Source organism: Corallococcus sp. AS-1-12 (assembly GCF_020036995.1).
GTDB lineage: Bacteria > Myxococcota > Myxococcia > Myxococcales > Myxococcaceae > Corallococcus.
Genome location: NZ_JAIQDD010000018.1, coordinates 37,789 through 59,847 on the forward strand (window position 1 = coordinate 37,789; position 22,059 = coordinate 59,847).

A 22,059-nucleotide genomic window follows, 5' to 3' on the forward strand; every position below is an offset into this window, starting at 1 on the left:
GTGCTTCAATCTCCTCGTAGACGGCGCCTCATAACGCCCTGGCGCCCGAAAAGCCAAGGGACCTGACGGGCCCCTTCCCGGCTCAACAGAAGATAACCCCCATGCCCATCCCCGAAATCACCCCCGCCGAGCTGGCCCGGCGCCTGGCCGGCCCTCCCGAGTCACGCCCCGTGCTGGTGGACGTGCGCTTCCCGCACGAGCACGAGTGGGTGGCCCTGCCCGGCTCGGTGCTGATGCCCCTGCCGGAGCTGGAGGACTTCCACGAGCAACTGGAGTCCTTCCGGGGCCGCCCCGTGGTCGTCTACTGCCACCACGGGGTGCGCAGCCTGGACGGCGCCGCGTACCTCATCGACCGGGGCCTGGAGGCCGTGTCGCTCCAGGGCGGCATCGATTTGTACTCGCGCACCGTGGACCCCGCCCTGCCGCGCTACTAGAGCGCGGAGGCCAGGTCCAACGGCAGGTCCGTCGTCTCGTCGGCCTTGATGGTGGCCTCGAAGGCGACGGGCTCCTTGAGCTGCTTGCCGCGCAGCTCCAGGCGCTGCTTGCCCTCCATCAGCTTGAGCGTGGTGCCGGCGCTGCCCATCATCTGGTTGTTCCGGTACACCGTCAGGCCCGGGGTCATCCCCTTGGGGGTGATCTTCAGCTTGAGGGTGCCCTCCTTGAAGCTGCGCTCGAAGGTCTTCAGCTCGCCGGGCTGGCCGAACGCGAGTTCCTCCGAGTCCTCCAGGTAGATGCCCTGGGCGTCGTTCTCCAGGATGAGCGTGTCCTGCAGGTGCGCGCCCTGCACGCGCGTGAGCGGCGCGGTGCCCAGGAACGTCACCGGCTCCGGGCTGTTGCAGCGCTCCGTGTGCCGCACGGACACCTTCACCGGCTGGTTGGTGTTCACCGTGAGCCACACGCCCTGCGCGTCCGCGGCCTTGGACGTGAGCGCCAGCATGATGGGTTCGCGGAAGAGCACGACCATGGCGAGCAGGCCCACCACGAGGCCCACCGTCACCAGGGCGCGCACGCTGCCGCCCCGGGGCCTCACCGGCTCCGGCAGCGCGGGGGCGCTGGAGCGGGACGGACGGCGCTCGCCGGAGTCCTCGTCGTCCACCGGCGGGGCCACCGGGCGCGGGCGCGGGGCGTCCACGCGGCTGGAGGTGCGGCGGCGCGGCGGCTCCACGGCGGACTGGCTGGTGCTGGTGCGGCGGCGCGGGGGCGGCGGCGCGGGCGCGGGCTCCGTCTCCGGATCATCGTCCGGAGGCGGCAGGCGCGTGCGCTCGTCGTCCTCCAGGTCCATGCGGTGCACGCCCGAGCGCGAACGCATGGGCGGCTCCGACACCGGCACCGCGCGAGACGCCGTGCGCCGGGGCGGCGGGACGTCGTCCATGGACTGGCTGCGCAGGTCCGAGCGCGAGTTGGTGCGGGCGATCTGCGTCGCGTTCGGGTTGCTGGTGGACGTGCCGCGCCGGACCGCCGGCTCCGACACGCTGGAGCGGCGCCGGGGCTGCGGCTCCACGCCGGTGAGCGACGGCGCGTCGTACTCGTTCGGGTCCTCCGCCAGCGCGGGCGACATGCCCGTGGCGCGGCGGGGCGCGGTGCCCGTGCGGGTGGCGTTGCCTCGCGAGCGCTCGCGCGACTGCGACTCGCCCGGCGGGGCCTCCCAGCTCATGTCCGGGGGCGGCCGGGGCGGCGAGGTGTTGGAGTCCTCGCCCACGGGCACGAACTGGCCCTGCCGCAGCTCCTCCTCCAGGCGCTCCGCGAAGAGCGTCTTCATCAGCTCCGAAATCTGTCCGGAGGTGACGAGCCAGCGCTCGTTGACGAGCAGCTCCTCCAGCGCCGTCTGGAACTCGCGCGCGTTGTCGTAGCGGTCATCCGCGCTCTTGGCCAGGGCGCGCATCACCACGTGGTCCATGTCCCGGGGCACGTCGGCCACCTCGGACGGGGACGGGATGGCGCACTCCATGGCCGCCTGCAGCGTGGCCAGCTCCGAGTCCTTCTTGAGCGGCCGGTGCCCGGTGAGCATCTCGTACAGCACCAGGCCGATGGCGAAGATGTCCGCGCGCCGGTCCAGGTGCTTGCCCGCGGCCTGCTCGGGCGCCATGTACGCGAACTTGCCCTTGATGGCGCCGGACTTCGTCATCGAAGCCTGGTCCGCCGCCTTCGCGATGCCGAAGTCCACCAGCTTCACCGAACCATCGAAGCTGATCAGGATGTTCTGCGGGCTGATGTCGCGGTGCACCACGTTGAGCGGCTGGCCGCGGTCATCCGTGCGGCTGTGCGCGTAGTAGAGGCCCTCGCACGCGGACGCGACGATGCGGATGGCCAGCGGACGGGCGATCCACTGGTTCATCCCGCTGGCCTTGCGCATGACCCGGCCCAGGTCCTCGCCGTGGATGAACTCCATGGCGATGTAATAGGTGCCGTTGGCCTCGCCGAATTCGTAGACCTGCGCGATGTTCGGGTGGTTGAAGCGCGCGGCGATCAGCGCCTCGTTCTTGAACATCTCCACGAACTCGCGGTCCTCCGCGAGGTGCGGGAGGATGCGCTTGACGACGAGCTCCTTCTGGAAGCCCTCGATTCCGGACTGACGCGCAAGCCAGACTTCGGCCATGCCGCCCGTGGCGAGCTTCTTGAGGAGCTGGTATTTCCCGAATGCTTGAGGGTTCATCCCGGGGACTCCCCGGGGGGAGCGGGCTCAGTGAAGGGTGACAGGGGAGCGCATCTTAGGGGACGTCGGCCCATGAGGCAAAGCCGCAGGGACGCCTTGCTGGGGTGGGTCGTCATGACCTGCCTGCTGGCCCTCCATGCCGTCGCGGCCCCCGCGTCGGATCAGATCAAGGTCGAGCGCAAGGGAGAGCTGCTCTCCCTGTCCTGGCGGGACGCGGAGGACCAGTTGAACGGCGTCCTCACCCCCGCTGTCCCCCGCCCCGGTGAGCCCCTGCGGCTGACCTTGTCGGTGGGAAACCTCCAGGGGCCTCCCTTCCAGGGCGCCGTCACGGTCGCCTTCTCCCGGGAGGGCGTACCGGGCCAGGTGACGCGCACGCTGACGCGCGACGCCGTGGGCTGGAGCACCGAGTTCGTCCCCGACGAGGCCGGCGCGTGGGACGTGGACGTGCGCTTCCTTACCACCCGCCCCAAGGCGGCCCACGCGCGCTTCACCGTGAGCGAGCCCCCGGTTCCACCCATGGTCTGGCGCGTCCTGATGATCCTCGCCGGAGGGCTCCTGCTGGTGCGGGTGCTGTACGCCATCACGCGGCGCGGCGTGACGCCGGAGCACCCCATCCCTCCCCTGCCCCAGGCGCCTCCGGAAGCCACGCCGGAACAAGGATCCGCCCCGCCGGCGGACCCGCCCGCTGATCGGTAACACCGCCCTTCTTACAGTCCGGCGTTACAGCCCTGGGGGTCCCCGGGAGGGAAAAAGTCTTCCCAGGTTGGGTCTCGTCACGTCCACGTCACGGGGCATCCGCCCCTCTCGCCGCTTCCGGATGTCCACCAGCGCACGTCGCGCCCCTGGGCACCGGGGTTGCACAGGGGAGCAGGCGTCGGGTCGTACGGCGTGGGGCTTTACCGGGGCGGGGAGACATCGGGCATGGGCGGGACGGGGCTGGAGGAGAAGGGGTGGCGGCGCGGACTGCTCGTCGCGGTCCTCCTGGGCCTGCCGGCGGTCGCGAGCGCGGCGCCGGAACCGGATGAAGACGCGGCGGAGGGAGTGGACCGGCCGCTCGAGGTCTCCGGGGACGACGACGCGGACAAGCCGCGGGACGCAGCAGGTGACGCGCTGGCAGGCGCGGTGGCGCAGGCGATGCCGGGCGGCTCGCAGGGGCCCGTCATGGGTTCACCGGAGCAGGTGGCCGAGCCGAACGCGCCGGTGCCGGACGCGGCGGTGCCGGGCAAGAAGAAGAAGAAGGACACGGGCCCCAAGGCGGACACGCTGGGCGAGGCGCCGGACGAAGCGGACAAGGTGGACGACAAGGGCGGGCCCCAGCAGCGGATCCGCGTGTTCGGCCGCGTGTTCGCGCGGGGCGCCGCGGACGAGCGCCAGAAGTACGAGCGCGACCTGGGCATCGAGTCCGCGCGCGTGGGCGTGGCCGCGTCGCTGTCCAACCTGGAAGCGGAGGTGAGCGCGGATCTCGCCTCCAAGACGATTCTCAAGGACGCGTTCGTGCGGCTGGCGGACGACGACAAGCGCCTGCGGCTGTACGCGGGCCGCTTCAAGTCGCCCTTCCTCCAGCGCTCGCAGGAGTCGGCGTGGCGGCTGCCCATCCAGGAGCGCGGCCTGGTGGAGGACTACCTCACGGAGACGAACGCGCTGGGCGGGCGGCGTCTGGGCGTGATGGGCGAGCTGCGGCTCAAGGAGGCGTGGGGCCTGAAGTTCTCCGCGGGCCTCTTCGAGGGCGGCGAGGACGCGACCGGGAAGCGGCTGAGCGAGGACGGCTCCGCGCGGCTGAGCATCCGCCCGTTCAAGTTCCTCACGCTGGGCACGAGCACGTACCTGACGCAGGTGATTGACGGGACGAAGCAGTACGCGACGGCGGCGGACGCGGAGGTGACCCTCTGGGGGCTGTCCGTGACGGGCGAGGCGGCGGTGGGCCGGCTGGCGTTGGGGCCATTCCAATCGCAGTCGGTGCTGGCCTCCTGGACGGTGCCGGTGGGCCACGAGGGGTGGGCGGTGCAGCCGGTGGTGGGGGCGGAGGCGCTGCAATTGCAGGGTGGCATCCAGGCGGAAGGGCATTCGGTGACGGGGGGCTTCAACGTGTTGTTGGCGGATTCGTTCAAGGCGCAGCTCCAGGCGGAGCGGGCGCTGCGGCCGGGGGACGTGGCGCCCGCGCTCGAGCTGTCGGTGCAGCTCGCCACCCGCTTCCGTTGAGGAGACACCTGGGATGATCTCGTTCGCTGAAGGCGAAGTGACGAAGCTGCGGCGTGAGTTCAAGCGCGTGCTGGAGGCCCCGGACGCGAAGGCGGTGTGCGCGAGGCTGTCGCAGGAGCTGGGGGGCTACCTGCCGCCGCCCACGCGCATCGTGTCGGTGTACTTCGACAAGCCGGGCCATCCGCTGGCGCGGCGCGCGATGCTCACGCCGGACGACTGCCTCAAGGTGAGGACGAAGGAGTACTCGCCGGACGTGGGCGCGGCGGGCCGCGAGCGCGTGGTGCTGGAGGTGAAGCGCGAGCACGGCGGGCTCACGCGCAAGCGCCGCGTCTGGGTGCCGCGCGCGGAGCTGGGCCGGGCCATCAAGGGCGGCGTGAGCCTGTTGCCGCTCATCGCGGGGGGCAGCCTGGCGCCGGTGCTGGCGGTGACGTACCGGCGGCACGTGTACCAGGTGTCGCAGGAGTGGCGCGTGACGGTGGACCGGGACATCGGCTTCCACGCCGTGTCGCCGGAGCTGGCGCTGTCGCCGGTGGCGCTGACGGTGGAGCGGCTGGGGCTGCCCGTGTGGGAGGACTCGCGGGTGGTGGTGGAGGTGAAGCACCTCGGGGCGGCGCTGCCCGAGTGGCTGGCGGCCCTCAATCCGGGGGGCGCGACGGCGTACAGCAAGTTCGCGGAGGGCATGGCGCGGGTGCATGCCTTCTCATCAGGTGGCGTTGGGGTCGTAGGGGGTTAGGGCACCGTGTTCATCGATTTCGAAGGCATTGACGGCAGCGGCAAGACGACGCTGTCCAACCTGCTGGCGTCCCGGCTGAAGCGGCTGGGCTACAAGGTCGCGCACGCGCGCGAGGGGGGCGAGCTGCAGTCCCCCACCGCCCGGCGCATCCGCGACCTGACGCGCGACGCGAAGCTGCTGGAGATGTGCCCGCGCGCCGAGTTCTTCCTGAACCTGGCCCGTGACGCGCAGCAGTTGGAAGAGGTCATCGCGCCCGCGCTCAAGCGGGGCGAGGTGTGCATCACCGACCGCTACCTCTACTCGCAGCTCGCGCTGACGGGCGGCGGGCGGGGCCTGAAGGAGGCGCAGCTCCTGCCCTCCTGCGAGCTGGCGTCGCAGGGGCTGTGGCCGGACCTGGTCATCCTGGTGGACGTGGACCCGGACCTGGCGAGGCTGCGCAAGCGGCTGGGCAAGGTGCAGAGCGGCAAGGTGAACGACGCGGACAGCCGCAAGGGCCTGGTGGGCGCGGGGCTGGCGGTGCGCGTGCGCGAGGCCTTCCTGGCGCAGGCCCGGAAGGACCCGACGCGGTGGATCATCCTGGAGAACAATGATCAGCCGCTGCGAGTGCTGGAGCAGCGCCTGGTGGAGGCCGTCGTGGCGCGGCTGGAGGGCCGTGAGCAGCCGGTGCAGCGGCTGGTCCCCGCCGCCACCCCGCCGGCCCCGGGCGCGGCGTCCGTGGACGACGTGGAGGAGCGCTTCTTCCAGGCGGTGGACAGCCTGGAGGCGAGAGAGCCGCAGTTGGCGGCGTGGCTGCTCAACGGCATCCCGGGCCTGCCCGCGCACCAGCGGCGGCTGGCGTACGCGGAGCGGCTGCCGGGGCTGGTGGCGCGCAGCCTGAACGGGCTGGATGACGACACGGCGTGGACGCTGCGCGACGTGCTGTCGGCGAGCGTGCCGGTGGACGTGGCGGAGGGGCTGGGGTTCGTGACGTCCCCGCGCTCGCACGCGCTGCGGCGGCGGCTGTACGCGCGGGCGCCTGCGGCGGTGCTGGAGGGGCTCAAGCGCCAGGACTCGCCGGAGGCGTGGGCGCTGCGCGAGCGGGGCCTGAAGGACGGGCACCTGGCGGCGGTGCTGCTGGGCCTGGCCGGCGTGGACGGCGAGGAGTCCTGGGTGGTCCGCGAGGCGGGCATGCAGCGCAAGCTGTACTCGGAGGTGGCGCGCAGCCTGGGGGGCCTGAGCACGGAGCGCGCGGAGGCGCTGCGCGAGGCGCTGATTCCGCACGACCGGCTGGCGGTGCTCAAGAGCACCACGGGGCTGGAGACGCCGGTGGCGGTGGGCCTGCGCGAGCAGTTGGAGAAGGGGGCGCTGAAGCTGGTGCTGCGTTCGCTGACGGGCGTGGACACGCCGCGGGCCTGGGCGATGCGTGAGCGGGGCGCGCAGTCCACGAAGGAGGCGTTGGACTCCGTGGACGGGATGGACTCGCCGGCCGCGTGGAGGCTGCGGGCCTCCGCGGCGCGCCGGTGGCCGGCGACGGTGGTGTCGTCGATGCGCGGGCTGCCGCTGGTGGCGGAGACGCGGGCGCTGTTGGAGCGCATCCTGGAGGAGCAGGCCGGGAAGCTGCCGGTGCTGCGCAACGCGTACGCGGTGGTGGCGCACGCCCGCGCGCTGGAGCAGGCGCAGCGGCCGGCGCGGGCGCTGGCGGAGACGCTGAGCGTGGATGCCGGGCGGCAGGAGGCATGACGCCCATGGAGGGTCCGTTCGGAGCGCTGTTCCAGGACGTGGAGCAGGAGCTGCAGGCGCTGTCGATGGGGGCCATCCTCCCCCGGCTGGTGGCGTCGGCGCTGATTGGCGCGCTGTTGTCGTCACGGCCCTGGCGGATGTTGACGGGCAAGCCGCTGCCGAAGGTGGAGATGGTGCAGGCGCAGATCCTCCTCTGCGCGGCGGCGGCGGTGATTACGGCGGTGATTGGCAACAGCGTGGCGAAGGCCTTCGGGCTCGTGGGCCTGGGCGGGTTCGTGCGGTTCCGCTCGGGGCTGAAGGACCCGAGGGACGCGGCCATCCTGTTCCTGGTGATTGGCCTGGGCATGGCCTGCGGCCACGGGAACCTGGTGCTGGCATTCGTGGGCACGGGGTTCGTGGCGGTGCTCCTCTTCGTGCTGGACCTGTTCGAGAAGAAGGCCGTGGCGACGAAGGAGGCGAAGCAGCGGCTGGTGGTGTCCGCGCAGGCGGACGACCTGGTGCGAGCGGAGGCCACGCTGAGGGCGGCGCTGGGCGAGCGCAACGTGATGGTGAAGAGCTGCGCGATGGACTTCTCCGCGCGGCGCGTGGAGCTGGAAGTGGAGGAGCCGGAGCCTGGAAGCCTGGCGGCGGCGTTGGGACGGACGGAAGGGGCGCCCCTGCGGGGGCTGCGGTGGACGGCGGTGAGCGCGAAGGGCGCGCGGGAGGAGACGGTATGAAGTTCAGGAAGCTGGCGGTGCTGTTCGCGGCGTGCGGAGCCATCGCGGCCTGTGGTGGTGGCGGGGGCAGCCTGCCGACGGGGAATGATCCGGGCACGCCCACGACGAACCCGGACGGCACGGTGGACCTGCCGGGCAACGCGGTGGACCCGGGCACGGGCGGAGGCACGAAGCCGGATCAGCAGGCGGAGGTGACGACGCTGTGGCCGCTGACCACGGGCTCCACCTGGACCTACCGCATCACGGATGACGTGGAGGGCGTCTTCGACAAGGTGGTGACGGTGCAGGGCCCGGAGACGGTGCCGGGCACGACGATGACGGCCGTGAAGGTGCACAGCCGGCAGGACCGCACGAAGTCCGGCACGGTCTACGAAGAGAACTCCTGGCAACTGGAGCTGACCAACGGCCTGGTGGTGCGCCTGCGCGAGGAGGACGTCACGGACGGCCTGGCCACCAAGGCGACGACCTGGTCCCCGGCGATGATGAAGTCCCTGGCGGCGACGCCGGCCTCCGTGCCCTGGGAGCACCAGGACCAGGTGCGGGAGCTGATCACCTACGCGGCGGGCGGAACGGAGGGCAAGGACCCGAAGTACGTCTGGAAGGTGCTGGAGAAGGACGTCACGGTGACGACGCCCGCGGGCACGTTCACGAACGCCATCAAGGTCCAGCGAGACAAGCTGAACAAGAGCGGCGAGGTGAAGGAAGAGAAGCAGCGCCTGTACTGGCTGGTCCCCGGCGTGGGCAAGGTCCGCGAGGACGGGGAACGCCTGGAGGAGCTGGTGTCCTACGACGTGAAGAAGCCGTAGGCCGCTAATTCATCTGGATGGGATTGAGGCCCGGGTTGGCGCGAGGAATGCGCTGGCCTGGACACCCTTTCAGGATTACCCAACCATTCGCCCCAGAAACCACCCACAACACCTAACTACAGAACCGGAAACCGCCTCACCGAATAAACCCGAGAAAACCCACGAAGCCGCTCCTCATCCACGACACCAGCATCAGAATTAAAAACAACCTCCCCTCCAAGAATACAAAAAAAACAACAATTTCACCATCAATCAAAACACAGCCACCACCAAACGCCTCACAAACCCCAACCGCCCCCAAAGCATCAGCCGAAAAACTTCAACAGGATCGCATTTCGGCGATTTCCAGACCCAAAAGTTAAACGCAACCACAGCATCAAAACCAGCGGCTGCCCTTAAAAAGTACTTTTCCCCGTCGCGGGCCAAGTACGCTCCAATTTCAAGCAGCGGGGTCTCCACCGAAACACTCCCATTCACCCCAGGCGACATCACCCCAACCACCCCTGCTGCCTCCAAAAACCGAGAAAGGACATCACGAAGATCGCCATCAAAATCAAACGTCAGCAAACAAGGATTCATCTCCTCCCCACCGGCCGATCTCCAGCCGACCAAATATGAACAACCTCACCCTCGCGCATAATAGCAACAACCTCCTTCAATCTAGACATAGGATTCACAGCATATTGTCGCTGCATCATTTCAACCGTCATGGACGCATAACTCATATTAACCACAATACGATCAGCCTACTGAGGCTTATCAGGCGGGTTCACTTTTTATTCTGCACAGTCACGCAGCGTGAATTAGGATTATCTGTATTCGGCGCAATACAGTCCCACTTACAACCCTCCACGAGATAATCGGCTGTTCGCCTTTTCTTGTTCGCAGGACCGTACTGAACGTCATATCCTGCTCGAGCAAGAGCCTCAGCCGATTTAATCTCCCCCACATTACCTGCAACTGTTGCAGGATCATCCCTTGGGTTGGTTTTCGGTGGATCACCTCTCGGCGTTGCCGTTTCCGACGGCGGACGCGAAGGGAGGGTTCGCCTCAACTCACAGCGCCTAACGAAAGTGCGGACCGGACTGGCCAGGAGCAAGCGCCGTCTCCTGCTTGAGGCGCATGGTCCGCGAACTCGTTCCCGACGCCTTCTGGCAGCGCGTGGCGCCGCTGCTGCCTCCGCCTCGGCACAAGAAGAAGCTGGGCCGTCCTCGGGCGGACGACAGGGCAGCACTGGAGGCCATCGTCTTCGTGCTTCGCAGCGGCATCCCGTGGGAGATGCTACCTCGCAAGCAGTTCGGCCTGTCGGGCATGACGGCCTGGCGCAGGCTGGAGGAATGGACCCGCGCAGGCGTGTGGGAAAGCTCCAGGAGCGGCTGCTGGATGAGCTGGGGCTGCGCGGCAAGGTGGACTTCTCGGGAGCCTCCATCGACTCCTCGTCCGTACGGGCGTCAAAAAGGGGGCCCTCACGGGCCCAAGCCCGACGGATAGAGCGAAGGCGGGTAACAAGCATCATCTTCTCGTAGAGGCCCACGGCCTGCCTCTCAGCGAGTCGGTGACGGCGGCCAACGTGCACGACACGCACGAAATCTTCCCCCTCGTCGACTCCGTGCCCGCGGTGCGGATGCCTTCGGGCCAGCGCCGCTTCCGGCCCGCGAAACTCCACGGCGATAAGGCCTACGCCTCCAGGAAGAACCGGAGCGGGCTTCGCCTGCGCGGCATTGCCGCACGCATCGCACGTCCGGGCGTCGAGTCCAAGGAGAGGCTGGGACGCGACCGCTGGGTGGTGGAGCGCCCCTTGGCGTGGAAGAACCAATTGCTCCTACGTCACCTCTGTCCTGGCCATTGTCAGGAGCTGTAAACTCCTGGCCTCCCGCAGTGCGCAGCGAGTCCTCTTCAATAAAGCTGGACTCGCCGCGCCCCCCGGGACGAAGGCGAACGTCACAACTCCGTCGTCATCGTCGTAATGAATCGCTACAGGGAAGAACACCGGTCGCATTGGGAGCCCCTCTGCTCGGGACATCACCTCCCACCTCCCTACACGCTCGGCGTCATGCCTCAAGGGGAGCAGAAGCACCTTGCACCCGAACACATGCCGTCGGACCGCGTGAAGGCCCACTCCACGCGTTTGACGCAGACCTGCTGTCCTCTCCGCAAGCCGGACAGGCGGGCCCGGCGCTCAGGCCCGCGCGGTGTCGTCGTACGACACGCGCAGGCCGTCGTACGTCACGGTGATGAACGGACGCCCCATCCAGCCACAGTGCCGACAGACCGCGTTCGGACCGGTCGCGGTGACCCGCACCGGCAGGTCCGACTCGCACACGGGGCACCCGGCGGGCAGGGTGTACTCACGGGTCTGGGAGTGGACTTCGGTCATGTATTCAGGGGTAACGCAGCATCCGGACGCCGCAAGGCGCCGCCCTGCGCCGCCTTCCCTGAAACATGCGTTGCAGGCCTGTCCGTCTGTCGTTCCGCCACACCAGGGGCTCGTTCGCCTGCCTACCCCTGCGCGGCTGATTTCCGGATGAGGGTTGAACGATGAACGGTTGCGCCCCGGTCCCGAATGTCTCGGGCCGGAGGATTCATGGACCGGACGAAGTCTCTTTCGCTCGCTGCCCTGGCTGCCCTGTCCGTCGGGGGCTTTGCCTCGTGTGACGCGCTCGCCCTGCCGCGTGATCCCTACCTTCAGAAGGTGGGCCCTGACACCGCCACCGTGGCGTTCCGCTTGTCGGCGAACTGCTCCAACGCCCTGGTGCGCTACGGCGCCGGTAACACCAGCCAGACCGCCAGGTCCACGGCTGCCGCGAAGATCCACGCCGTGGTCCTCACCGGCCTGTCTCCCGCCACCTCCTATACGTATTCAGTGGACGGCTGCGGCGAGACGACCCCGGCGAAGACGTTCAGCACCGCCCCCGTGCCCGGCACCCGGCGCGTGCACTTCGCGGCGGTGGGCGACTTCGGCACCGGCGGCAGCGATCAGAAGAAGGTCGCCGCCTCCATGCTCACCAACAAGCCGGAGCTCTTCGTCGCCCTGGGTGACAACGCCTACGCGTCCGGCACCGAGACCGAGTTCCAGAACAACCTCTTCACCCCCATGGCCGCCCTGCTCTCGCAGGTGCCCATGTTCGCCACGCCCGGCAATCACGAGTACGTGACCAACGAGGCCCAGCCCTACCTGGACAACCTCTACCTGCCCACCAACAACGCGGAGGGCTCGGAGCGCTACTACTCGTTCGACTGGGGACACGTGCACTTCGTGTCCATCGACTCGAACTGCGCGGTGGGCCTGGCGTCGTCTTCCAAGTGCACGCTCGCCGCGCAGAAGGCGTTCGTGGAGAAGGACCTGGCCGCCACGACACAGCCGTGGAAGGTCGTCTTCTTCCACCACCCGTCCTGGTCCAGCGGTGAGCACGGCTCGCAGCTCACCATGCGCCGCCAGTTCGGTCCGCTGTTCGAGAAGTACGGCGTGGACCTGGTCCTCACCGGGCATGACCACGACTACGAGCGCAGCAAGCCCATGCTCGGTGACGCCGAGGCCGGCAAGAACGAGGCGGGCATTCCGTACCTCGTTGTTGGCGGCGGCGGCGCCACCCTGCGCACGTTCGCCACGTCTCGCCCCTCCTGGAGCGTCATCCGCGATGACGCGGCCCACGGCTTCCTCGACGTGGACGTCGTGGAGGGCAACCTCACCGCGAAGCTCGTGAAGACGGACGGCGGCGTCCTCGACACGTTCACCCTCTCCAAGACGCTGCCCGCGCGGCCCGAGCAGCCCCAGGGCACGCTGAACGTCGCCGTCGACAACGGCAGCGGCGCCGCGCCCCACACGGCCTCGTTCACCGCGACGGCCTCCCAGTCCGGCGCCACCATCACCTGGGACTTCGGTGACGGCGCCACCGCCGAAGGCCCCCAGGCCCAGCACGTCTTCGCCAGGGCAGGCACCTACACCGTGACGGCCACGGCCACCGTCCAGGACACCGCCCCGCTGACGACCACCACCGTCGTCACCGTGACGGCCAGCGGAACGACCGACCCCGGGACCGACCCCGGCACCGGCTCCGGGTCCGGGGAGGCCCCCGGCACCACGCCGTCCGACCCCGACCCTCGCCCCGAGATCCCGGCAACGCCCACGACGCCGGGCGTCACACCGGGGGATGGAAATGACTCGAACGGGGGCGGAGGCTGCGCCGCCGGCCCGTCCGCCGCCCTGATTCCCGCCGCCGCGGCCCTCGTCGCGGGGCTTGTGCGCCGCCGTCGCCGCGACCGCTGAGCCCCCCGGAGGCGGACCGCAAAAACCTGTCCGACTGTCGGACAGGTTCTGGACCACCGCGGCCCCCGCCCGGGGCTGGGCTACGGCTCCGCCCCCTGAAGCTTGTCCGACTGTCGGACAGGTTTTGGACCACCGCGGCCCCCGCCCGGGGCTGGGCTACGGCTCCGCCCGTGAAGCCTGTCCGACTGTCGGACAGGTTTTGGACCACCGCGGCCCCGGCCCGCGCCTCGGGTCAGGGCCCCAGCCAGGTCGCTCGAACTTGTCCGTCTGTCGGACAGGTTCCGGGCCATCGCGGCCCCCCCTTGCCCGAGGCCGCTGTCCCAGCCGTGTCGCTCGAACGTGTCCGACTGTCGGACAGGTTTTGCCCTTCCGGGGTGGGGGCGGAGGGGCCACGAAGGCCCGGCCCCGAAGCGGCTCCCGGGCGCCTCTGGCCGGCCCCTTCAGCGCCTTCCGGGGGCGTCTTTTGCGTTCCCTGCTTGTCAACGCCACCTGGGGATGCAAAGGCCTCTTGCGACATGGCCACGACTCGCAAGCCTGGACCTTCCCGCGGTGGCGCCCCCAAGTCTGGTGGGCCCCGTACGTCCCGCCCTGGCGCGCCGAAGAAGCGCAAGGACGCCGGTGGACGCGCCGACAAACCGAAGCTCAGCCGCGCCCAGCATGAACGCGCGCGCCCCAACCCCAACCGCCCCCTTCGCGAGGACCTGGTCCTCCAGGCGTGTCTGGAGGCCTACGGCGGCGTGCGCCGCGAGGGCCGCCTGTCCGACCGCGCCCTGGAGTTCGTCCTGCGCCGCAAGACGGCCCTGTACTCCACCGAGCGCCGCGCCGTGGCCGAGCGGGTCTACGCCCTGCTGCGCCGCCAGCGCACCGTGGACTTCCTCCTGGAGAAGTCACACCGGAAGTTCGACGCGCTGGACGGCACGCGCCAGGACGTCATGCGGCTCGCCGCGTCCCGCATCCTCCACGGCGAGGACCCCACCTACGTCGCGCGCTCCAGCGGACTCACCGGCCCGGACGTGTCCGTGCTCGACCGGCTGCCGGACGCCGCCGCGGAGCTGGACGCCCTGCCGGAAGCGAAGCGCTTCCCCATCGCCGCGTCGCTGCCGGACTTCCTCGCGGACCGCTTCCGCGCCGTCTTCGGCAAGGACGCCGCGCGCGCCGCCGAGGCCATGAACGAGCGCGCCCCGCTCATCGTCCGCGCCAACACCCTCAAGGGCGACCGCGCCCAGCTCCAGGACCGCCTGGCCGCGGAGGACGTGGAGTCCACGAAGCCCACCGCCCTGTCCCCCCTCGGCCTCGTCATGGAGACGCGGCTCAACCTCTTCTCCCTCCAGGACTTCAAGGACGGCGGGTTCGAGATCCAGGACGAGGGCAGCCAGTTGCTGGGCATGCTCGTGGACGCGCCGCCCACCCGCGTGGTGGACGCGTGCGCGGGCGCGGGCGGCAAGACGCTGCAACTGGCCGCGCAGATGAAGAACCGCGGCGACCTGCACGCCCTGGACGTGGACGAGGGCCGCATGGAGGACCTGCGCAAGCGCGCGCGCCGCGCCGGCGTGCACAACGTGCGCACGCAGCTCATCCCCCACGAGGGCCCGGAGGCGGACGCCGCGCTCACGCCGCTCAAGGGCCAGGCGGACCGCGTGCTGGTGGACGCGCCGTGCAGCGGCACCGGCACCTTCCGCCGCAAGCCGGACGCGAGATACCGCCTCACGCCGGAGGACCTGGAGATGCACGTGGGCCGGCAGAAGGCCCTGCTCGCGCGCTTCGCCATGCTGGTGAAGCCCGGCGGCCGGCTCATCTACGGCACGTGCAGCGTGCTGCGCGAGGAGAACGAGGACGTGGTGGAGGACTTCCTCGCCAAGCACCCCGACTTCAGCGTGCGCCCCGTGGCGGAGGTGCTGGGCGCGGAGCTGGGCGGGAAGCTCGGCCCCGGCCCGTACCTGCGGCTCGCCCCGCACACCCACGGCACCGACGGCTTCTTCGGCGCCGTGCTCGTCAAGGCGAAGTAACCCCGCCGTCCCCCAGGCAGAAAGGCCCTCCGTCCATGTCGCTCGCCGTCCACTACCGCGTCGCCATGCCCCGCCCGCATGCGCACCTGTTCGAGGTGGAGGCGACCTTCCCCGCCGGGCCTGACGCGCTCGACGCGGTGATGCCGGTGTGGACGCCGGGCAGCTACCTGGTGCGCGAGTACGCCCGCCAGGTGCAGGACGTCACCGCGCGGGGCCCGGACGGCCAGCCCCTGCCGGTGCGCCGCGTGGACAAGCGCACCTGGCGCGTGGACGCGAGGGGGCAGGCCGTCACCCTGCGCTACCGTGTCTACGCGAACGAGCTGACCGTGCGCACCAGCCACCTGGACGGCAGCCACGCCTACTTCAACGGCGCCACCGTGTTCCTCTACACGGAAGCCACGCGCGCCCTGCCCCACCACGTCACCGTGGACGCGCCGCAGGGCTGGCGCACGTTCTGCGCGCTGGACTCGGAAGGGGCCACCTTCCACGCGCCGGACTACGACGCGCTCGTGGACAGCCCCTTCGAGGTCGGCCCCCACACGCCGCTCACCTTCACCGTCGCGGGCGTGCCGCACGAAGTGGTGGTGTGGGGCGACAGCGTGCCGGACGCGGAGCGGCTGTGCGCGGACATGCAGCGCATCTGCGAGGCCCAGGCGCGCATGTACGAAGGCCTGCCGCTCAAGCGCTACCTGTTCCTCGTCTACCTCACCGACAAGGGCCGCGGAGGCCTGGAGCACCAGGCCTCCACCGCGCTGCTCTTCCCGCGCACGGGCCTTGCCTCGTACCGGGGCTGGGAGGACTTCCTCACGCTGGTGGCGCACGAGTACTTCCACCTGTGGAACATCAAGCGGGTGAAGCCGCGCGCGCTGGTGCCGTTCGACTACTCGCAGGAGAACTACACCACGCTCCTGTGGGCCTTCGAGGGCGGCACCGCCTACTACGACAACCTCTTCGTTCGCCGCGCGGGCCTGATGTCCCCCACGCGCTACCTCGCCCGGCTGGGCGAGACCTTCTCGCTGCTGCACTCCACGCCGGGCCGGCGCGTGCAGACGCTCACGGAGGCGTCGCTCGTCAGTTGGGTGAAGCACTACCGCCCGGATGAGCACTCCACCAACAGCGCCATCTCCTACTACCTGAAGGGCGAGGTGGTGTGCGCGCTGCTGGACCTGGAGGTGCGCCGCGCCACCGGTGACGCGAAGTGCCTGGATGACGTCATGCGGCTCCTGTGGCGGCGCCATGGCGACGGCTCCGGCGTCCCGGAGGACGGCGTGGAGCAGGCCGCCAGCGAGGTCGCGGGCGTGGACCTGACGCCCTTCTTCGACCGGGCGGTGCGCTCCACGGAGGACCTGGACTACGGCGTCTTCGCGCACGTGGGGCTGGAGGTGTCCTTCCGCGTGCGGGAGGCGCCCAACGACAAGGGCGGCACGCCGCCGCGCCTCAAGGGCGAGCCCAAGCCCAGGGGCTGGCTGGGCGTCACCGTTCGAGGCTCCTCGACGCTGTCCACCGTCCCGGAGGGCACGCCCGCGCTGGACGCGGGCCTGTACCCGGAGGACGAGGTGGTGGCGCTGGACGGCTGGCGCGTGGACGGCGCGGGGCTCATCGCCCGCTGCGAGGACAAGCGCCCCGGCGACACCGTGCGGGTGACGCTGTTCCGCCGCGACCGCCTGCTGGAGGTGCCCGTCGTCCTGGGCCAGAAGCCCGCGGACGCCGCGTGGCTCCAGCGCGTGGAGCGCCCCACGGACGCGCAGAAGGCCGCGTTCCAGGCGTGGCTGGGCTCCCCCTGGGACGAGACTCCCGGCCCGGCGTAGGCTCGCGGGCCGCATGGCCCCTTCCCTCCCTGCCCCTCCCTCCTGCGCGGGACACCCGGGCGCCGCCGCCGGCTGGCGCTGCGAACACTGCGAGGCCCTGCTGTGTCCCGCGTGCGTGGAGACCCGGCGCGCGGGCACGGTGGAGTACTCCGTCTGCGTCCGGTGCGAGGGCACGGCGAACGTGCTCCTGCGCCACCGCTCGCACCGCTCGCTGGCGGCGCGGCTGCCGGGGGCCCTGCGCTTCCCGTTCACGGCCCCGGGGCTCCAGGCGCTGGCGGCCGTCGTCATCGTGCTGACCGTGTTGCGCATGGCCGTGGTCGGCATCGTGGTCATCGCGGTGCTGCCGCTCACGCTCGCGCTGGGCGTCTTCTGGGCGGCCTTCTTCGCGCTCGTGCGGAGCGCCGCCCGGGGAGACGCGGAGCCGGAGGGCCCGGGCTTCACCGACCTCGTCAGGGACAACCTGGTGCCCGGGCTGATGGGCCTGTGCGTCAGCGGGGGCGTCTTCCTGCCCGCGCTCGTGCGCGCGTGGGGGCTGCTGGAGTCCGCGTCCCCGGACGAGGTCCTGAAGCGCGTCACCCATCCGGTGGACACGTTGAGCGCGCCCGTCTTCTGGGCGGATCCGCTCTTGTGGGGGCTCGCGCTCGTGGGGCTCTTGTGGCTGCCGTGGGCGCTCCTGGTGGCCGCGATGTCGCGCTCGGTGTTCGCCGCGCTCAACCCCTTGCGCGCGCTCGCGTGCATCCGCGCGGTGGGGCGCGATGCCCGCGTCGTGACGGCGGTGTTCCTCCTGCTGGCCCTGCTGCAGGGAGGGCTGCACCAGGTAGCGGAGGCGGTGCTCGGCCTGCCCATCGTCATCGTGCCCCGCCTCATCGCGGAGGCGCTCACGTGCCTGGTCCCCTTCGCGGCGGCGAACGTCCTGGGGCTCGTCCTCTTCGTGCACGGCGATGCGCTGGGCTACCTGCCCGCGCGCGACCACCTGGAGCCCACGCTGGGCGACACCGCGCCCCAGCGCGTGCCCGTGGCCCTGCGCGAGTCCCAGGCGGAGCCCGAAGCCCCGGCGCCCGACGCCGCCGGAGTCGAAGCGCAGGTGGCCGAGCTGGGCGCGGCCGTGGAGGCGCGCGACGTGGCGAAGGCGCTGGCGCTGTACGGCGCGCTCCACGTTCTGCCCCGCCTGAAGCTCTTGCCGTCACACCATCTGTTCATTGGACAGGCCGCGGCAGTGGAAGGAGATTTCCCACTGTCGGTCAAAGCGTTGGAAGCCGCGGCGGACACGGCGCCGGAAGAGCCCACCGCGCCCCGCGCGCTGGTGCTGCTGGCGCGAGTGCAGGGGGAGAAGTTGGGAAACACGGTGCGCGCGGAGGAGCTCTACCGGTACATCGTGCATCGTTATCCGGACACAGATGCCGCACGTTTTGCCCACGCGCGGCTGCCGCCCGCGGCCTGACACACGCATTGCAGCACCCGTCCTCCGGTATCAGATTCCTCGCATGGGACGGGTTGGGGGCGTGGGGATGGGCAAGCAGTGGAAGCGGTGGGGTTGGTTGGGGCTCCTCGCGAGCGTGCTGATGACGGGCTGTGATGACGCCCCCAGCGCGAACCGCCACGAGGACACCTGCGCGGAGCCGAGGACGCTGCGCGTGGAGGTGATGTCGTCCGACGGCGCGTACATCCAGGGCGCCTCCGTGACGGCCACCAACCTGGAGAGCAACGTCAGCATCACCGGCGTGACGGACGACCGGGGCGTCACCACGGCCATCAACGAAACGCTCGCGCCCAGCCCCATCCGCGTGATGGCCACGGCGGGCTCGCACGTGACGCGCGCGGAGCGCGTGGAGTGGACCTGTGACGAATGCCACTGCACGCCCGTTCCCGCCACGGTGACGCTCAAGCTCCAGGATTGAGCCGGAAGACCGGCCAGTGAGGGCCGGCGGAGGCGAAAAATCCGCCGCCCCGGGCCGTGGGGCGGTTGTGCACACCCACCGGTGCGCGATACCACTTACGCCATGCGTCAAATCCGCATGCACGCGTCCGTGTCGGTCTGGCTCTCCCGCAGCCTCGCCGCACGCCCGTCTGGCCTGACGGCGTGCGAGCGGGCCTGTTGTCGCGGCACTGGTGTTCCCCCACTCCAGTAAGCCGTGCAACCGCGCTACCCGCCGGGTAGGCCATCCCGAAGGTCCCCCATGTCCGCAGAGAGTGTGCAGGCGCTGCTCGAATGCTCGGTCACCGAGCTGACCGCGCGGTTCGTCACCCAGGCGCAGCCCCTCCCCCAGGGGCTGCTGGAAGCGCTGGAGGCCGACCCCCGTCAGGGTGCGCAGGCGCTCGCGCGCAAGCTGCGCTCACGTCAGGAGAAGAACCGGGCGGAGGGGCAGCGGCTGCGGCACCTGCTGAAGTTCGAGACGGAGCTGTGGGAGCAGGGCCTCTTGAAGGTGGCGGGCGTGGACGAGGCCGGCATGGCGCCGCTCGCGGGCCCCGTCGTCGCGGCGGCGGCCATCCTGCCCCGGGGCTACAAGCTCAAGGGGCTGGACGACTCGAAGAAGATATTGGACCCGGACAAGCGCGAGGCGCTGGCGGAGGCGCTCAAGCGCGACGTGGTGGCGTGGGCGGTGGGCCGGGCGGAGGTGGAGGAGATTGATCAGCTCAACATCTACCACGCGGGCCTGCTGGCCATGCGGCGCGCGGTGGAGGGGTTGGGGCTGACGCCGGACTACGTGCTGGTGGACGCGCGCACGATTCCCCAGTGCCCGGCTCCGCAGCGCGGCATCATCAAGGGGGACTCGCTGTCCCTGAGCATCGCGGCGGCGTCCGTGCTGGCGAAGACGACGCGCGACCGGCTGATGGCCGAGCTGGACGCGCGCTATCCCGGCTACGGCCTGGCGGCGCACAAGGGCTACCCCACCGCGCAGCATGTGCAGGCCATCCAGGCCCTGGGCGTGCTGCCCATCCACCGCCGGAGCTTCGGTCCGGTGCGCGAGGCGCTCGGGCTGACGCAGCCCTCCGGGCCCGTCCCGATGCAATCGGAGCTGTTCGCCGCTACTCCTGCCCCGATGGCGAAGCGATGAGCGCGGACAGGGACATCGACGGGTGGTTGGCGGAGCGGGGCGTCACGCTGATGGACGCGCGTGTGCGAGCCAGGGGCGTGCTGGAGGAGGCAGGGCTCACGCGGCCGGGCAAGGCGCGGATGAGCGAGCCCAAGCTCCTGCGAGCGGCCGAGGTGCTGGCCGAGCGCTTCTTCCAGGTGTGCGCGGATCCCGGCTGCCTCCAGGTGGCGACGGCGAGCGGCCGGGAGCCCTTGCGTGTCGAGCCCCGGAGCCACTGCGCGCGGTGCGGCGGCTCCGCCAACCGGCGCGCGGAGGTGGCGTTCGTGGAGATGTGCCACCAGCGCGGCGTGCAGCGCGTGGTGGTGGTGGGCGGCTCGCCCGCGGTGCGCGAGGAGCTGGAGGCGAAGCTGGGCGGCCACATCTCCCTGCGCATGGTGGACGGCACGGAGCGCCGCACGGCGGACCGCGCGAAGAGCGACCTGGAGTGGGCGGACCTGGTGCTGGTGTGGGGCGCCACGGAGCTGCACCACAAGGTGTCCACCCACTACACGCACCTGGCGTCCTCGCACCACCGCAAGGTGGTGCACGTGGTGCGCCGGGGCGTGGCCGCGCTGCTGGATGAGGCGATGATCCATCTGCAGCGGGCGCGCTAGGGAGCAAGGCGCGCCTTGGAAGGAGGCCCCCGCTTCTGGCGCCTCCCCGAGCGGATTCGCATGTTGCCGGCAGGAGGCCGCATGCGAAGCAAAACACAGCCACCCCGGCCACGGACAGGCAAGGTCCGCAGGCGGAGGGCCGCCGCCGGCTACAGCCGGGCACAGGTGGCGAGCCTCCCGCTGAAGGGCTACACGCTGCCCGCGGCGGACCTGAAGCGCGGCGCGAGCGGCACGGGAGTGAGACAACTCCAGGGCGCGCTGGTGAAGCTGGGCGACATGACCCAGGCGCAGATGAACACGGGTCCCGGCATGTTCGGGGCCCTGACGGAAGGCTCGCTCAAGAAGTTCCAGCAGGCGCACGGCGTGGATGCGATTGGCGTCTATGGCCCGAAGACGCGCGCGGCGTTCAAGGCCTTGGGCGCGGCCCTGGATGACACGGAGACGCCCTCCACCCCGGTGCCAGAAGGGCTCCGCGAGAAGATCGTCGCGGAGGGGCTGTGGGGGGTGGCCCACCAGGAGCAGATCCACTACTCGCAGAGCCGTCCAATCGACGGCATCCGGCTGCGCCACAAGCTGCCGCTCGACATCGACTGCTCGGGCTTCGTAACGCTTTGCTACCAGTGGGCGGGCGCCCCCGACCCCAATGGCAACCACTACAGCGGCGAGGGGTACACCGGCACGCTCGAAGCCCACATGCGTCACATCCCGTTGTCGCAGGTCCAGCCAGGGGACCTCTGCCTCTGGCAGGGCAAGCATGTGTCATTGGTCATCCAGAGCGGCGCGGATCCCCTGCTCATCTCCCACGGCTCGGAAGCCGGCCCTTATGAAATCCGGACCTCGGTCCAGAAGGAGTGGTACCCGGCGGGGACGCGGCTCCTCTGGCTGACCTCTCCCCAGGGGGCAGAGGCGGGCGCGCGGAGGACGCTCCGCCGCGAGGACAAGGCGCGCGGAGATCCTCCCGCGGAGGAAGGGCTCATCTGAGTGCGCGAAGAGCGCCATGTGGGTTGAATCTTCCGGCTCCCCGCACGTAGATGGGGCCGTGCGGCGTCAGGTCCGCACCTCTCAAGGGGGACAACGGATGAGCAGCAAGTTCGGCGCGGCGGTGTTCATGATGGTGGCGTGTGCCTTCGGACCGGTGACGGCCGTCGCGCAGGAGGCCTCGGGCAACATCGACATCACCGGCAATGAAGAGACGGCGACCCACGCCTGCAAGCCGGGCAGCACGGTGGAGATCACCGGCACGGACAACACCGTGACGCTGACCGGCGAGTGCAAGAGCGTCACCGTGAACGGCACCGACAACAAGGTGAAGGTGGAGGCCACCGGTGCAATCTCCGTGACGGGCAACTCCAACGCCGTCACCTGGAAGCGCGGCCTCGGCAAGTCGAAGCCGAAGATCAGCCGCACCGGCACGGACAACAAGGTCACGCAGGAGAAGTAGCCGTTCAGCCCCCGCGCCCGCTT

General features: G+C 70.3%; 20 protein-coding genes and 1 pseudogene. 18 read left to right on the forward strand and 3 right to left on the reverse strand.

Annotated elements, in window-relative coordinates; all coding sequences use genetic code 11:
* The first annotated feature begins 101 nt into the window (after positions 1 to 101).
* The gene (locus tag K8556_RS25130; RefSeq protein ID WP_120566412.1) at positions 102 to 434 is read left to right on the forward strand and encodes a rhodanese-like domain-containing protein; all 333 of its coding nucleotides are present in this window, start codon (positions 102 to 104) and stop codon (positions 432 to 434) included.
* Here the strand turns inward: K8556_RS25130 and K8556_RS25135 are convergent.
* The gene (locus K8556_RS25135) at positions 431 to 2,653 is read right to left on the reverse strand and encodes a serine/threonine-protein kinase (RefSeq protein ID WP_223742624.1); all 2,223 of its coding nucleotides are present in this window, start codon (positions 2,651 to 2,653) and stop codon (positions 431 to 433) included. The two genes, K8556_RS25130 and K8556_RS25135, sit on opposite strands and share 4 nt — an antisense overlap.
* 114 nt (positions 2,654 to 2,767) lie before the next feature.
* Here K8556_RS25135 and K8556_RS25140 point away from each other — a divergent pair, with 114 nt between their 5' ends.
* From K8556_RS25140 to K8556_RS25165, 6 genes are all read left to right on the forward strand, one after another.
* Positions 2,768 to 3,349 (forward strand): hypothetical protein, encoded by a 582-nt coding sequence (locus K8556_RS25140; RefSeq protein ID WP_223742625.1) that lies wholly within the window; start codon positions 2,768 to 2,770, stop codon positions 3,347 to 3,349.
* Positions 3,350 to 3,574: 225 nt separating this feature from the next.
* Positions 3,575 to 4,852, forward strand: a complete 1,278-nt coding sequence (locus K8556_RS25145) for a hypothetical protein (RefSeq protein ID WP_223742626.1) — start codon at positions 3,575 to 3,577, stop codon at positions 4,850 to 4,852.
* A gap of 13 nt (positions 4,853 to 4,865) precedes the next feature.
* On the forward strand, positions 4,866 to 5,585 hold the full coding sequence (locus tag K8556_RS25150) for a VTC domain-containing protein (RefSeq protein ID WP_223742627.1): 720 nt from the start codon (positions 4,866 to 4,868) through the stop codon (positions 5,583 to 5,585).
* A gap of 6 nt (positions 5,586 to 5,591) precedes the next feature.
* Positions 5,592 to 7,304, forward strand: a complete 1,713-nt coding sequence (gene tmk / locus K8556_RS25155) for a dTMP kinase (protein WP_223742628.1) — start codon at positions 5,592 to 5,594, stop codon at positions 7,302 to 7,304.
* A gap of 5 nt (positions 7,305 to 7,309) precedes the next feature.
* A complete protein-coding gene (locus K8556_RS25160) occupies positions 7,310 to 8,020 on the forward strand; it encodes a DUF4956 domain-containing protein (RefSeq protein WP_223742629.1) in 711 nt (236 codons plus the stop codon).
* Positions 8,017 to 8,826, forward strand: a complete 810-nt coding sequence (locus K8556_RS25165; protein ID WP_223742630.1) for a hypothetical protein — start codon at positions 8,017 to 8,019, stop codon at positions 8,824 to 8,826. Before K8556_RS25160 ends, K8556_RS25165 begins: the two co-directional genes overlap by 4 nt.
* Before the next feature lie 252 nt (positions 8,827 to 9,078).
* Here the strand turns inward: K8556_RS25165 and K8556_RS25170 are convergent, their stop codons facing one another.
* A complete protein-coding gene (locus K8556_RS25170; protein WP_223742631.1) occupies positions 9,079 to 9,393 on the reverse strand; it encodes a hypothetical protein in 315 nt (104 codons plus the stop codon).
* Between the two features lie 555 nt (positions 9,394 to 9,948).
* Here K8556_RS25170 and K8556_RS39850 point away from each other — a divergent pair.
* Both K8556_RS39850 and K8556_RS39855 read left to right on the forward strand, forming a co-directional pair.
* The gene (locus K8556_RS39850) at positions 9,949 to 10,317 is read left to right on the forward strand and encodes a transposase (RefSeq protein ID WP_223742632.1); all 369 of its coding nucleotides are present in this window, start codon (positions 9,949 to 9,951) and stop codon (positions 10,315 to 10,317) included.
* A pseudogene (locus tag K8556_RS39855) lies at positions 10,316 to 10,687 on the forward strand (transposase); the annotation flags it as partial. The gene K8556_RS39850 and the pseudogene K8556_RS39855, both read left to right, overlap by 2 nt.
* A gap of 318 nt (positions 10,688 to 11,005) precedes the next feature.
* On the opposite strand, the gene K8556_RS25185 reads toward K8556_RS39855, so the two are convergent.
* A complete protein-coding gene (locus tag K8556_RS25185) occupies positions 11,006 to 11,203 on the reverse strand; it encodes a hypothetical protein (RefSeq protein ID WP_223742633.1) in 198 nt (65 codons plus the stop codon).
* 207 nt (positions 11,204 to 11,410) lie between these two features.
* On the opposite strand from K8556_RS25185, the gene K8556_RS25190 reads away from it, so the two are divergent.
* From K8556_RS25190 to K8556_RS25230, 9 genes are all read left to right on the forward strand, one after another.
* Positions 11,411 to 13,093 (forward strand): metallophosphoesterase, encoded by a 1,683-nt coding sequence (locus tag K8556_RS25190; protein WP_223742634.1) that lies wholly within the window; start codon positions 11,411 to 11,413, stop codon positions 13,091 to 13,093.
* 515 nt (positions 13,094 to 13,608) lie between these two features.
* Positions 13,609 to 15,099 (forward strand): RsmB/NOP family class I SAM-dependent RNA methyltransferase, encoded by a 1,491-nt coding sequence (locus tag K8556_RS25195; protein ID WP_223742635.1) that lies wholly within the window; start codon positions 13,609 to 13,611, stop codon positions 15,097 to 15,099.
* Positions 15,100 to 15,134: 35 nt separating this feature from the next.
* Positions 15,135 to 16,907 (forward strand): M61 family metallopeptidase, encoded by a 1,773-nt coding sequence (locus K8556_RS25200; RefSeq protein WP_223742636.1) that lies wholly within the window; start codon positions 15,135 to 15,137, stop codon positions 16,905 to 16,907.
* Between the two features lie 13 nt (positions 16,908 to 16,920).
* Entirely contained in the window at positions 16,921 to 18,348 is a 1,428-nt protein-coding gene (locus K8556_RS25205) for a tol-pal system YbgF family protein (protein WP_223742637.1), read from the forward strand.
* 43 nt (positions 18,349 to 18,391) lie between these two features.
* Positions 18,392 to 18,805: a carboxypeptidase-like regulatory domain-containing protein gene (locus tag K8556_RS25210; protein ID WP_223742638.1), complete on the forward strand. Its 414-nt coding sequence runs from the start codon at positions 18,392 to 18,394 to the stop codon at positions 18,803 to 18,805.
* A gap of 279 nt (positions 18,806 to 19,084) precedes the next feature.
* A complete protein-coding gene (locus tag K8556_RS25215) occupies positions 19,085 to 19,963 on the forward strand; it encodes a ribonuclease HII (protein ID WP_223742639.1) in 879 nt (292 codons plus the stop codon).
* The gene (locus K8556_RS25220) at positions 19,960 to 20,595 is read left to right on the forward strand and encodes a hypothetical protein (RefSeq protein ID WP_223742640.1); all 636 of its coding nucleotides are present in this window, start codon (positions 19,960 to 19,962) and stop codon (positions 20,593 to 20,595) included. Before K8556_RS25215 ends, K8556_RS25220 begins: the two co-directional genes overlap by 4 nt.
* Before the next feature lie 81 nt (positions 20,596 to 20,676).
* Positions 20,677 to 21,576, forward strand: a complete 900-nt coding sequence (locus K8556_RS25225; protein ID WP_223742641.1) for a peptidoglycan-binding protein — start codon at positions 20,677 to 20,679, stop codon at positions 21,574 to 21,576.
* A 97-nt stretch (positions 21,577 to 21,673) separates the two neighbouring features.
* Positions 21,674 to 22,036: a DUF3060 domain-containing protein gene (locus K8556_RS25230; protein ID WP_223742642.1), complete on the forward strand. Its 363-nt coding sequence runs from the start codon at positions 21,674 to 21,676 to the stop codon at positions 22,034 to 22,036.
* The last annotated feature ends 23 nt before the right edge of the window (positions 22,037 to 22,059 follow it).

Excerpts from the sequence above, each read along its gene's own strand:
- K8556_RS25195 (WP_223742635.1), top strand. The coding sequence starts at position 13,609 with ATGGCCACGACTCGCAAGCCTGGACCTTCCCGCGGTGGCGCCCCCAAG.
- K8556_RS25230 (WP_223742642.1), top strand. The coding sequence starts at position 21,674 with ATGAGCAGCAAGTTCGGCGCGGCGGTGTTCATGATGGTGGCGTGTGCC.
- K8556_RS25190 (WP_223742634.1), top strand. The coding sequence starts at position 11,411 with ATGGACCGGACGAAGTCTCTTTCGCTCGCTGCCCTGGCTGCCCTGTCC.
- K8556_RS25140 (WP_223742625.1), top strand. The coding sequence starts at position 2,768 with ATGACCTGCCTGCTGGCCCTCCATGCCGTCGCGGCCCCCGCGTCGGAT.
- K8556_RS25160 (WP_223742629.1), top strand. The coding sequence starts at position 7,310 with ATGGAGGGTCCGTTCGGAGCGCTGTTCCAGGACGTGGAGCAGGAGCTG.
- K8556_RS39850 (WP_223742632.1), top strand. The coding sequence starts at position 9,949 with ATGGTCCGCGAACTCGTTCCCGACGCCTTCTGGCAGCGCGTGGCGCCG.
- K8556_RS25200 (WP_223742636.1), top strand. The coding sequence starts at position 15,135 with ATGTCGCTCGCCGTCCACTACCGCGTCGCCATGCCCCGCCCGCATGCG.
- K8556_RS25145 (WP_223742626.1), top strand. The coding sequence starts at position 3,575 with ATGGGCGGGACGGGGCTGGAGGAGAAGGGGTGGCGGCGCGGACTGCTC.
- K8556_RS25135 (WP_223742624.1), bottom strand. The coding sequence starts at position 2,653 with ATGAACCCTCAAGCATTCGGGAAATACCAGCTCCTCAAGAAGCTCGCC.
- K8556_RS25205 (WP_223742637.1), top strand. The coding sequence starts at position 16,921 with ATGGCCCCTTCCCTCCCTGCCCCTCCCTCCTGCGCGGGACACCCGGGC.
- K8556_RS25150 (WP_223742627.1), top strand. The coding sequence starts at position 4,866 with ATGATCTCGTTCGCTGAAGGCGAAGTGACGAAGCTGCGGCGTGAGTTC.
- K8556_RS25220 (WP_223742640.1), top strand. The coding sequence starts at position 19,960 with ATGAGCGCGGACAGGGACATCGACGGGTGGTTGGCGGAGCGGGGCGTC.
- K8556_RS25185 (WP_223742633.1), bottom strand. The coding sequence starts at position 11,203 with ATGACCGAAGTCCACTCCCAGACCCGTGAGTACACCCTGCCCGCCGGG.
- K8556_RS25165 (WP_223742630.1), top strand. The coding sequence starts at position 8,017 with ATGAAGTTCAGGAAGCTGGCGGTGCTGTTCGCGGCGTGCGGAGCCATC.
- K8556_RS25130 (WP_120566412.1), top strand. The coding sequence starts at position 102 with ATGCCCATCCCCGAAATCACCCCCGCCGAGCTGGCCCGGCGCCTGGCC.
- K8556_RS25225 (WP_223742641.1), top strand. The coding sequence starts at position 20,677 with ATGCGAAGCAAAACACAGCCACCCCGGCCACGGACAGGCAAGGTCCGC.
- K8556_RS25210 (WP_223742638.1), top strand. The coding sequence starts at position 18,392 with ATGGGACGGGTTGGGGGCGTGGGGATGGGCAAGCAGTGGAAGCGGTGG.
- K8556_RS25215 (WP_223742639.1), top strand. The coding sequence starts at position 19,085 with ATGTCCGCAGAGAGTGTGCAGGCGCTGCTCGAATGCTCGGTCACCGAG.